Genomic DNA, 8,946 nt, shown 5'->3' with positions numbered 1-8,946 from the left:
CCCGGCCCGACGCTTGACCCACCCCTTGCCCCTCCCTTGAAAGGGAGGGGTTGGATCGCCGATGCCCGATTTCGCAACCTCCGCCGACCCTGCCGTCCAGCATCAGCTGAACCGCCTCGCCGCGCTCTCCCCCGGCGCCGACATCCTCGGCCTCGAGCGCATCACGCGGCTGCTCGACCGGGTCGGCAATCCGCATCTTCGTCTGCCTCCGGTGCTGCACGTCGCCGGGACCAACGGCAAGGGCTCGACCTGCGCCTTCCTCCGCGCCGCAATCGGAGCCGCCGGCCTCACCGCCCATGTCTATTCGAGCCCGCATCTCGTCCGCTTCAACGAGCGCATCCGCCTCGCCGGCACGCTGATCGAGGACGCCGCGCTCGCCCCCCTGCTCGCCGAAGTGCTCGACGTCGGCGGCGATATCGGCGCGAGCTTCTTCGAGGTTACCACCGCCGCTGCCTTTCTCGCCTTCGCGCGCACGCCCGCGGACGCTTGTATCATCGAAGTGGGTTTGGGCGGCCGGCTCGACGCGACCAACGTCCTCCCCAATCCCGCCGCGACGGCGATCGCCCAGCTGGGCATCGATCATCAGAGCTTTCTCGGCGACACGCTCGCGCAGATCGCCGCCGAGAAAGCGGGAATCGCCAAGCCTGGCGTGCCGCTGGTGACGATGGCCTATCCGCCCGAGATCGCCGAGGTGGTCGGCCGCTTTGCCGAGACCGTCGCCGCGCCGGTCCTCGCCGAGGGCCAGGCCTGGTCGTTCGCGGTGGCCGACGACATGCTCCACTATCGCGACGCCGCGGGCAGCCTGACCACGCCCCTTCCCGCGCTCGCGGGCACGCACCAGCCCGCCAACCTCGCGCTCGCCATCGCCATTTTGCGTCACCAGCGCACCCTGGCTATTTCCGATACGGCCCTGGCCGCGGCGGCGCGCAACGCCCGCTGGCCAGCGCGCCTGCAGCGCCTGTCGCGGGGGCCACTCACTGCCTTGCTCGCGCCCGATACCGAGCTCTGGTTGGACGGCGGCCATAACGCCAATGCTGCCGCCGCCGTGAGCGCCGCCGCCGCCGATATCGCCCACGGTCGCCCGATCTACCTCATCCTCGGCATGCTCGAGAACAAGGATGCGGAGGCGATGATCGCGCGTTTCGCCCCGATCGCGCGTTCGCTCACCGCGGTTCCGGTGCCCGGCCATCCGCATCACCCTCCGGCGTACCTTGCAGATCTGGCGCGCGCGGCCGGCCTCAGCGCAGGCCAAGCCGCGGACATCCCCGCCGCGCTCGCCGCAATCCGGGACGAAGGCGCGCTCGTCTTGATCCTCGGCTCGCTCTATCTCGCGGGCACCGCACTCGAGGCGAACGACGAACTGCCCGACTGAAACGATTTATTGCGATTGACTTGCAATAGCGAACCCGTGACAATCCCCGGATCGTTCACGCGGGAGTCGCTCATGTCCGCTACCAACACCCTTGCCGCTTCCCTGCCCGTGCTCCAGCCCGAGGATGCCGGCGCCCGCCTGTTCCTATTCGGCGTCCGTCAGATGGGCGCGCACGGTCTGCACGACGCGTGCACCGCGCACGCTTTCGTCACTGCGTTCGGTAAGGGCTTTCAGCGTCCGCTGGTGCTGCTGCGCGCGCTGATGGCCGAGATGTCGGCGGCGTCGTCCGGCCCGATCCAGATCGCGCCCTGGTGCTGCGCGCGGATGACAGGCCCGGAAGCCACTCTGCTCGAAGTCATCGCAGGTATCCGCACGAATCCGGCACGCGCGCACATGCTCCTCGCGGACCTACTGGGGATTCGCGACGCCGCGAGCATCGGCTTCACTGCGCACGCGCTGGCGAATGCCTTTGCCGATCTTGCGCTGCCGTTGGACGAAGTGCTCGCGGTCTAAAAAACGAACGATTCCTTCCGCCGCACCCGCGCGATCATGTCGCGCGCGTGCGCATTTCCCGGGTTCAACGCGAGCGACCGGGTGAAGCTGGCGACCGCCTTGTCGGCATAGCCCTCCCCGGCCGCGGCATAGCCGTCGCCCAGGCTGTCATGGACGTTCCAGTCCTGCGGATATTCCTGCGCGTTCAGCTCCCAGAGGGTGATCGCCTCGCGCACCCGGCCCTTGTGCAGCAGCGCATAGCCGAGCCGGTTCAGTTCGTTGGCGTTGAAAATATGGTCTTGCGCCGCGTGCGCCTTGAGCTCTCGGTAGCGGCGCACGGCCGCCTCTATCCCGCCGCCGTGCAGCGAGGGCAGCATGCTGGCTGCGATCGACCGCGGGATCGGCAGCCGCTTTCCGGTCTTCCACTCCATCCAATCGGCGACGAGCTGGTTAGAGACGTTCCACCCGTTCGAGCCATTGGTGAGGACGATCAGTCCGTCGCGCTTGGCGCGGCTGACCCAGAAGAAGGTCTGCCAGCCGCGATTGCCGCCGTCATGCCCAACCCGCTCGACGCCGTCGGGAAAACCGTTGCCCGCTGCCTGGATCGCGTAGCCCAGCCCGCGTTGGCCGTCAGTGGCCGGTGCGGGCGACGTCATCAGGTCGAGCGTCTTCGCGCCGACCACGTCCGCAGATCGCGCATTCCCGATCGACGCGAGGCCGTAGCAGGCCATGTCGCCGATCGAGGCGTACATCCCCGCCGCGGCGACTTCGACGAAGCGCGGGGTGGGCGTCTCTTCACCGAGTTCGTCATAGGCGCGCGCCGCCTGACCCAGCACTGGCGGCGTGAGGTTGAAGCTGCTGTCTCCCATGCCGAGCGGTCGAAGCACGCTGTCACGCATGTAATCGGCGAAGGGCTGCCCTGCGGTCTCCTCGACCAGCAACTGCATCAGCGTGTAGCCGCCGCCCGAATAGGCCATCTTGCTGCCGGGCGCCGAGACCAAAGCGAGCGCCCCTGCACCGTTATTCTGTCCCGACAGCGACTGTTCGAGCGTCGGCACGATGTCGTCCGGTCCCCAGCCGCGATAACCGGAGACCGAGAGACCAGCGGTATGGCTGAGCAGCCGCCGCAACGTGACCTCGGCGGTCGGATAGGTCGATGCCGGCAGGTGCCAGCGCTTGAGCCGAATATCGACCGGCGCATCGAGCGAAAGCTTGCCCTGGTCGACGAGGTGCATCGCACCCCAGGCGGCGATCGATTTGGAGGTGGATCCGATGTTGAACAGCGTATCGTCGGTCACCGGCTTGTTGTTGGCCGCGTCCGCCACGCCGAAGCCGCGCGCCAGCACGACCTCGCCATTCTCGATCACCGCCACCGCACCGCCGGGAACGCCGAAGGCTTCCAGGTAATTCGGCGTGTGCTCGATCACCTGCCGAATGAAAACCTCTTCGCGCGATCCGGCGGCGGGCGCGTGCGCTGCGCATCGGGCAAGCGACGGCTGCGCCGGGACCGTTGCCAAGGCCAACAGCAGTACCCGCGAAAATCGCATTCCAGGCTCCCAGCTAAAGCGATCGTCCTTGCGGCAGGCGCACTGCGGTGACGCGCCAGGTCAGGCCCTGCAGTTCGAACACCAGTTCCGGGCCGGTGCCCTTGGTCGTCAGCGCGAACCGGCCGAGCGCGTCGCGCCGCACCCGCATTTCGCCGGGCTTCGCGCCTGCCAGCCCCGGCCGCGCGGCATCGGCCACCGCATTGCTCGCGAACAATGCACGCATCCCCTCGGGGGTAACCGCAGCGTCGACCACCGGATCGGCAAGGCGCTCGGCAAGTGCCGCACCCAATTGGTCGAGCGCCGAGCCCTGCTGGTGCGCAAGCCGGTCGCGCAATTGCGTCTTCAGGTCCGCGCGGACGGCGGGATAGTCGATCCGCGCCGAGATCGCCGCCAAATCCTGCGCATCCGCGGCGCGCTTGAGGTGAAGCAAGGTCAGATAGGGCGAACCCCACAGCCAGCCGCCGCCCGCCACTACCAGCAACCCGATTACCGCGATCAGCCACCGCCTCATCGCCCGACGCCCTTCGCACGCAGCCCCGCCAACGCTTCGCTCGCCCAGCGGTACATACCGGCATCGGCGGCGCGCTGATGCCGGCTCAATCGCTTCATCCGCCCCTCGACTTCTTCGAGCACGCCGAGCGCGCGCGCCTCGCGGCCCTGCTCGATCAGCAAGGCGGCATAGCGACAGCGCGCCTCCTCGCCCGGCATCCGCGTGACCAGGTCGGCGTAAAGGTCGAGCGCCTCCTGCTTGCGCCCGAGATGATCCAGCGCCCGCGCACGCAAGAGCCCCTGGCGGTCGCGTTCGCTCTGCCCCAGCGGCGTCGGGATCGCGTCGAGCAGTGCCAGCGCCTCCTGCGCCTGCCCGGTCTCGAACAGCGACAGCGCCAGCTTGGCCTGGCTGCGTATGTCGGGCTCACCCGGCGTCATCGCAATGCTCTCGCGATAGAGCGGCACCGCCTCCTTGTGCCGGCCCAGCGCCGCGAGCGCATCGGCGACGCGCAGCCGGTTCGCCGCGGTATCGGCAAGCTCCAGCGCATCGCGTGCCGCGCGCAGCTCGCGCTCGGGGTCTATCGCGTCGATCGCCTTGGCGCGCGCGGTGCGGACATGCCGGTTGCTGCCCATTCATGGCAGCACCTCGACGATCAGATAAGCGATCGCGCTCACCACCGGCAGGAAGATCAGCGCAGTCAGCCACAATGGATTGCGCCCGGTGCGCATCAGGTGGACGATGCACAGCACCTGCAGCCCGATCACGACGAGGAACGGCATCAGGCGGCCTTCGCGTCTTCGGCACCGGCGCGCGCCTTGCGCACGCTCTCGACGACGAAGCCCTTGCGCCACAGGATCCACAGCAGGAGCATCCCCGGCAGCGCGACCACCGTCGTCATCACCCAGAAGCCGACCCAGCCGAGCTGCTCGGCGAGGATCCCGGCCGGGCTCGACAGCCAGGTCCGCCCGACGCCCGCCAGCGACGACAGCAAGGCGAATTGCGTCGCGGTATAGGCAAGGCTCGACAGGCCGGAGAGGTAGGTCACGAAGATCGTCAGCCCTAGCCCGCTGGTCACCTGCTCGGTCGCCACCGCGATCGTCAGCCACAGGGTCGAATGGCCCTGGCTGGCGAGGATCGCGAAGGTCAGGTTGCTCAGCATCATGAGCACGCCCGACACGAACAGCGCGCGGCCCATGCCGAGCCAGGCGAGCAACGGCGCCGACAATGCAGTCCCCAGGATCAGCCCCCAGAAACCGATCAGCTTGTTGATCGCGATGAACTCGGTGTCGCTGAACCCCAGTTCGACGATCATCGGATTGAGCATCGCCTGCCCCATCGCGTCGCCGAGCTTGTAGATCAGCACGAAAAGCAGGATCAGCAGCGCACCGCGGCGCTGGAGGAACTCGCCGAACGGCCCGATCAGCGTTGTCTGCAGCCATTGGCCGACGCTCTGGCGCGGCGCCTCGTTGCGCAGCACCTTGTCATGCAGCCCCGGCCCCATCCACAGGGCGGCGATCAATCCGGGCAGTACGCACAGCCCGGTCAGGCCATAGGCCATGCCCCAGCCGAGCCCGAACCCTTCCGTCGAAGCGAGCGCGATCGTCCCCACCCCGGCGAAGAAGGCGCCGAGGCGATAGCCGAACTGATTGTTCGCGGTGCCGTGCGCAAGTTCGTCCTCGGGCAGGATCTCGATGCGATAGGCGTCGATGACGATATCTTGCGTCGCGCCGAGGAACGCCGTGACGATCGCCCAGAACGCGAAGACGCCGATATGCAGCTCGGGCCGGCTCGCGCCGAGCATCCATACCGAGACGAACAGCAGCGCCTGGACAAGGAAGAGCCACGCCCTGCGCTGACCGAACAGTCCGGTGAGGACCGGCAGCTTGAGCCGGTCAACCAGGGGCGCCCACAGGAATTTGAGCGTGTACGGCGTGGTCAGTCCGATCGCGAAGCCGATCGTCTTCTTCTCGATCCCGACCTTGGCGAGCCAGAAGGTCATCGTGCCGAGCAGCAGCGCCAGCGGGAAGCCGCTCGAAATGCCGAGCAGCAGCGCCGCGATCGGCCGCGCGCGGAAATAGGGCGCCATGGTCGCGCCGAATCCGCCCCGCGTTCCCTCTTCCAACACCGCGCCGTCCGCCATTCCGTGCTCCCTCTCGCCGTCGCCGTGACACTAGCCGAAAAGTCGCGGAGAGAAAGGCGGATCGCACCGATCGGCAGTCGGCGCGCGCCTACGCGCGAACCCGGAGCGCCGCTCCTGCAGCTGCGCGCGCTCTATAATGAAGCTAAACCCTTGCAGGAATTGTAGAGATGTCCGCAATCGCAGCCAGCCGCGCGCTCGTGCCCCATAGCAGCCCCGCTTCCGCCGATGTCGGCACGCGGATCGCCGTGTCGCTGTCGATGCTGTCCTGGCTCACCGTCGTCGTCACGCTGTTCTGGCATTGAGCACGATCATGCTCCACACCCCCATCCCCGACCGCTTGATCGACACCGACGAGGATCGCGATCTGCCGCCCGCCGCGGGCATCTTCATTGCCATGGGCGGCTCCGTCCTGCTCTGGGGCGCAATCTATCTGGGCTGTCTACTGGCGATCTGAGCCCCTTGCTCAGGCCGCGCCGAGGAACAGGCTGAAGCTGCCGGGCAGCTTGCGCGGCTTCCGGCCGCCGAGCACAGCTTCGATCCCGGCGATGGCCGTCAAAAGGTCACGTTGCGGATAGGGCTTGGCGAGGCATCCTGCCGCCAGCCTGCGCGCCTCGCCGGGGCAGTTCCCGGTGACGAACAACACCTGCACGCCGCGCGCATGCGCCTCGCGCGCGACTTCCACGCCGCTGCCGTCGGCGAGATCGACATCGACCAGGACGAGATCGATCGCCGCATCGCGCGCGATCACCGCCAGCGCATCCGCCACCGAATCGATCGTCGCGACGATCACGAAGCCCTCGGCGCCCAGGAAATGTTCGGTATCGAACGCGACCAGCGGCTCGTCCTCGACGAGGAGGACCCGCTCGATCAGCCGCTTCTTTTTCGCGAACACCATCGCCCCGCTTTCGTCCGCGGCCCGGCGCAATGCCCCCGCAAGTCGCTCCTAACGCCCAAAACCTTTTCCCTGCTGCAATAATTTTTGCCGACGCCCGCATAATCGCTATATCGCCGCAGTGTCCCCATCCAAGCCTCCCGAAACCCAGCGCATCGCGAAGCTGCTGGCCCGTGCCGGAATCGCGTCGCGCCGCGAGATCGAGCGGATGATCGCCGAAGGGCGCATCGCGCTCGATGGCAAGATCCTCGATACCCCCGCGACGCTGCTCACGTCGCTCCACGGCGTCACCGTCGACGGCAGTCCCGTCGCCGCGCCCGCGCCGGCGCGGCTGTTTCGCTATCACAAGCCCGCGGGGCTGCTCACCACCGAGCACGACCCCGCCGGTCGCCCGATCATCTACGATCGCCTTCCCGAGGGTCTGCCGCGGGTGATGCCGGTGGGCCGGCTCGACCTGAACACCGAGGGGCTGCTGCTGCTCACCACCGACGGCGAGCTCAAGCGCGCGCTCGAACTTCCCGCCACCGGGGTCGAACGCAGCTATCGCGCGCGCGCCTATGGCCAGATCAGTCAGCCCCAGCTCGAGGAGCTGATGCTCGGTGTCGAGATCGAAGGCGTCCGCTACGGCTCGATCAACGCCAATATCGAGCGCCGCACCGGCGCGAACGTGTGGATCGAGATGACGCTGACCGAGGGCAAGAACCGCGAGGTACGCCGCGTGCTCGAATATCTCGGGCTCGAAGTGAACCGGCTGATCCGCACCCGCTACGGCCCGTTCCAGCTCGGCGACCTGCCCGCCGGGGACGTCGACGAGATCCGCCAGCATGACCTCATCACCTTCCGTACCGTGCTGTCCAAGCCCGGCGGCGGCAAGGCGGCGTCGAACCTGCAATTCGCAGTCCGCGCCCGCGTGCCGGAGCCGGCGCCCAAGCCCCGGCCGGTCGTCGAGCCCGATCGTCGCCTCCGCCGCGCGCCTGTCAAGACCGCGCCTGCAGCGCCCGCTGGCCCGCGCTTCACGCCGCGTTCGACGCCTGCCGCGCGTTCCGAAGGCCCCTCGCGCGAGGAGCGGCGTCCCGCCGCCGGCACGGCGCGGGTCGGTGCAGATGCCCGACCCTCCGATCGCCCGCAGCGCGAAGGCGCTCGCCCGCCGGCGAAGGAAGCACGTTTCACGCCACGCGGAACGCCGCCGGCGCGTGAGCGCCCGGCCCGCGACGAGACCCGAGCCTCTTCCCCCCGCGGTGACCGCGCCATCGAGAAGCCCGCCCGCGCCGCGCGCGCCAAGGCCCATCGCGACCAGCAGGAGCCGCGGCCCGGAGACATTGTCGAGCGGCCGCGCACTTCGCGCCCCACCAAGGGTCCGGCTGGCGGCCGCGGCAAGCCCGCGCGGCCTGCCCGCCCGCCACGGACGCGCAAATAATGCGCGTGATCGCCGGCGAATGGCGCGGCCGTCCTTTGGTCGCCCCCAAGGGCGACGCCACCCGTCCCACTGCCGACCGCACTCGCGAGGCCCTGTTCTCGATGCTCGCCAGCCGTGTCGGCAGCTTCGAGGGTCTAGCCGTCGCCGACCTGTTCGCCGGCTCCGGGGCGCTCGGGCTCGAGGCGCTGTCGCGCGGCGCCGCCTCATGCCTGTTTGTCGAGCAGGACAAGGCCGCGCTCGACGCGCTCAAGGCCAATATCGCCAAATTGGGCGCCAAGGGCGCCGAGGTCCGCGCGACTTCAGCCCTTGCGCTCGGCCCGGCGGTCAAGCCGCTCGACCTGATCGTGATGGACCCGCCTTACGGCACCGGCGCGGGCATTGTCGCGCTCGACAAGCTCGCCCGCCTCGGCTGGGCCGGCCCCGCGACCTGGATCAGCATCGAGACCGCCAAGCAGGAAGAGATCGAACTCGCCGGCTTCGAGATCGACGCCAGCCGCGTCCACGGCAAGGCCCGGCTGACGCTGCTGCGCAAGGCCTGACGCTCAGCCGTATCGGTGCTCCTGCTTTCGCAGGAGCAGGGTACGCTTCCCCTTCGT

12 protein-coding genes are annotated in these 8,946 nt (G+C 68.6%); 6 read left to right on the top strand and 6 right to left on the bottom strand.

Features of this window, described 5'->3' with window-relative positions; translation table 11 throughout:
• Positions 1–61: 61 nt before the first annotated feature.
• Together AC3WJI_RS16855 and AC3WJI_RS16850 are read left to right on the top strand one after the other, a co-directional pair.
• The gene (locus AC3WJI_RS16855) at positions 62–1,372 is read left to right on the top strand and encodes a bifunctional folylpolyglutamate synthase/dihydrofolate synthase (protein WP_492758440.1); all 1,311 of its coding nucleotides are present in this window, start codon (positions 62–64) and stop codon (positions 1,370–1,372) included.
• Positions 1,373–1,444: 72 nt separating this feature from the next.
• A complete protein-coding gene (locus AC3WJI_RS16850) occupies positions 1,445–1,885 on the top strand; it encodes a DUF6628 family protein (RefSeq protein WP_492758439.1) in 441 nt (146 codons plus the stop codon).
• Here the strand turns inward: AC3WJI_RS16850 and AC3WJI_RS16845 are convergent.
• From AC3WJI_RS16845 to AC3WJI_RS16825, 5 genes are read right to left on the bottom strand one after another with little or no spacing between them, the layout of a single operon-like run.
• Positions 1,882–3,411 carry a serine hydrolase gene (locus AC3WJI_RS16845; protein ID WP_492758438.1) on the bottom strand — a complete coding sequence of 510 codons (1,530 nt, stop codon included), beginning with the start codon at positions 3,409–3,411 and terminating at the stop codon, positions 1,882–1,884. The genes AC3WJI_RS16850 and AC3WJI_RS16845 overlap by 4 nt on opposite strands.
• A 13-nt stretch (positions 3,412–3,424) precedes the next feature.
• A complete protein-coding gene (locus tag AC3WJI_RS16840) occupies positions 3,425–3,922 on the bottom strand; it encodes a DUF2939 domain-containing protein (protein ID WP_492758437.1) in 498 nt (165 codons plus the stop codon).
• The gene (locus AC3WJI_RS16835; protein ID WP_492758436.1) at positions 3,919–4,533 is read right to left on the bottom strand and encodes a tetratricopeptide repeat protein; all 615 of its coding nucleotides are present in this window, start codon (positions 4,531–4,533) and stop codon (positions 3,919–3,921) included. Before AC3WJI_RS16835 ends, AC3WJI_RS16840 begins: the two co-directional genes overlap by 4 nt.
• A complete protein-coding gene (locus AC3WJI_RS16830) occupies positions 4,534–4,680 on the bottom strand; it encodes a hypothetical protein (RefSeq protein ID WP_492758435.1) in 147 nt (48 codons plus the stop codon).
• Entirely contained in the window at positions 4,680–6,041 is a 1,362-nt protein-coding gene (locus tag AC3WJI_RS16825; RefSeq protein ID WP_492758434.1) for an AmpG family muropeptide MFS transporter, read from the bottom strand. The genes AC3WJI_RS16830 and AC3WJI_RS16825 overlap by 1 nt, the downstream gene beginning before the upstream one ends.
• A gap of 167 nt (positions 6,042–6,208) precedes the next feature.
• Between AC3WJI_RS16825 and AC3WJI_RS16820 the strand changes: the two genes are divergently transcribed.
• Complete coding sequence (locus tag AC3WJI_RS16820; protein ID WP_492758433.1) at positions 6,209–6,343, top strand: hypothetical protein; 135 nt, start codon at positions 6,209–6,211, stop codon at positions 6,341–6,343.
• 8 nt (positions 6,344–6,351) lie between these two features.
• Positions 6,352–6,495, top strand: coding sequence for a hypothetical protein (locus tag AC3WJI_RS16815; protein ID WP_492758432.1), 144 nt, complete (start codon positions 6,352–6,354; stop codon positions 6,493–6,495).
• 9 nt (positions 6,496–6,504) lie between these two features.
• Here AC3WJI_RS16815 and AC3WJI_RS16810 read toward each other — a convergent pair whose 3' ends face one another.
• Complete coding sequence (locus AC3WJI_RS16810; RefSeq protein WP_492758443.1) at positions 6,505–6,936, bottom strand: response regulator; 432 nt, start codon at positions 6,934–6,936, stop codon at positions 6,505–6,507.
• Positions 6,937–7,054: 118 nt separating this feature from the next.
• Between AC3WJI_RS16810 and AC3WJI_RS16805 the strand changes: the two genes are divergently transcribed.
• Entirely contained in the window at positions 7,055–8,350 is a 1,296-nt protein-coding gene (locus AC3WJI_RS16805) for a pseudouridine synthase (RefSeq protein ID WP_492758431.1), read from the top strand.
• Complete coding sequence (rsmD, locus tag AC3WJI_RS16800) at positions 8,350–8,889, top strand: 16S rRNA (guanine(966)-N(2))-methyltransferase RsmD (RefSeq protein ID WP_492758430.1); 540 nt, start codon at positions 8,350–8,352, stop codon at positions 8,887–8,889. Before AC3WJI_RS16805 ends, rsmD begins: the two co-directional genes overlap by 1 nt.
• Positions 8,890–8,946: the final 57 nt, after the last annotated feature.

This window comes from Sphingomonas sp. FW306-1B-B10E (assembly GCF_058782005.1).
This window is presented reverse-complemented; position numbering and strand designations above follow the sequence as displayed.

Coding starts and splice junctions, on each gene's coding strand:
- AC3WJI_RS16855 (WP_492758440.1), top strand. CDS start 62: ATGCCCGATTTCGCAACCTCCGCCGACCCTGCCGTCCAGCATCAGCTG.
- AC3WJI_RS16850 (WP_492758439.1), top strand. CDS start 1,445: ATGTCCGCTACCAACACCCTTGCCGCTTCCCTGCCCGTGCTCCAGCCC.
- AC3WJI_RS16845 (WP_492758438.1), bottom strand. CDS start 3,411: ATGCGATTTTCGCGGGTACTGCTGTTGGCCTTGGCAACGGTCCCGGCG.
- AC3WJI_RS16840 (WP_492758437.1), bottom strand. CDS start 3,922: ATGAGGCGGTGGCTGATCGCGGTAATCGGGTTGCTGGTAGTGGCGGGC.
- AC3WJI_RS16835 (WP_492758436.1), bottom strand. CDS start 4,533: ATGGGCAGCAACCGGCATGTCCGCACCGCGCGCGCCAAGGCGATCGAC.
- AC3WJI_RS16830 (WP_492758435.1), bottom strand. CDS start 4,680: ATGCCGTTCCTCGTCGTGATCGGGCTGCAGGTGCTGTGCATCGTCCAC.
- AC3WJI_RS16825 (WP_492758434.1), bottom strand. CDS start 6,041: ATGGCGGACGGCGCGGTGTTGGAAGAGGGAACGCGGGGCGGATTCGGC.
- AC3WJI_RS16820 (WP_492758433.1), top strand. CDS start 6,209: ATGTCCGCAATCGCAGCCAGCCGCGCGCTCGTGCCCCATAGCAGCCCC.
- AC3WJI_RS16815 (WP_492758432.1), top strand. CDS start 6,352: ATGCTCCACACCCCCATCCCCGACCGCTTGATCGACACCGACGAGGAT.
- AC3WJI_RS16810 (WP_492758443.1), bottom strand. CDS start 6,936: ATGGTGTTCGCGAAAAAGAAGCGGCTGATCGAGCGGGTCCTCCTCGTC.
- rsmD (WP_492758430.1), top strand. CDS start 8,350: ATGCGCGTGATCGCCGGCGAATGGCGCGGCCGTCCTTTGGTCGCCCCC.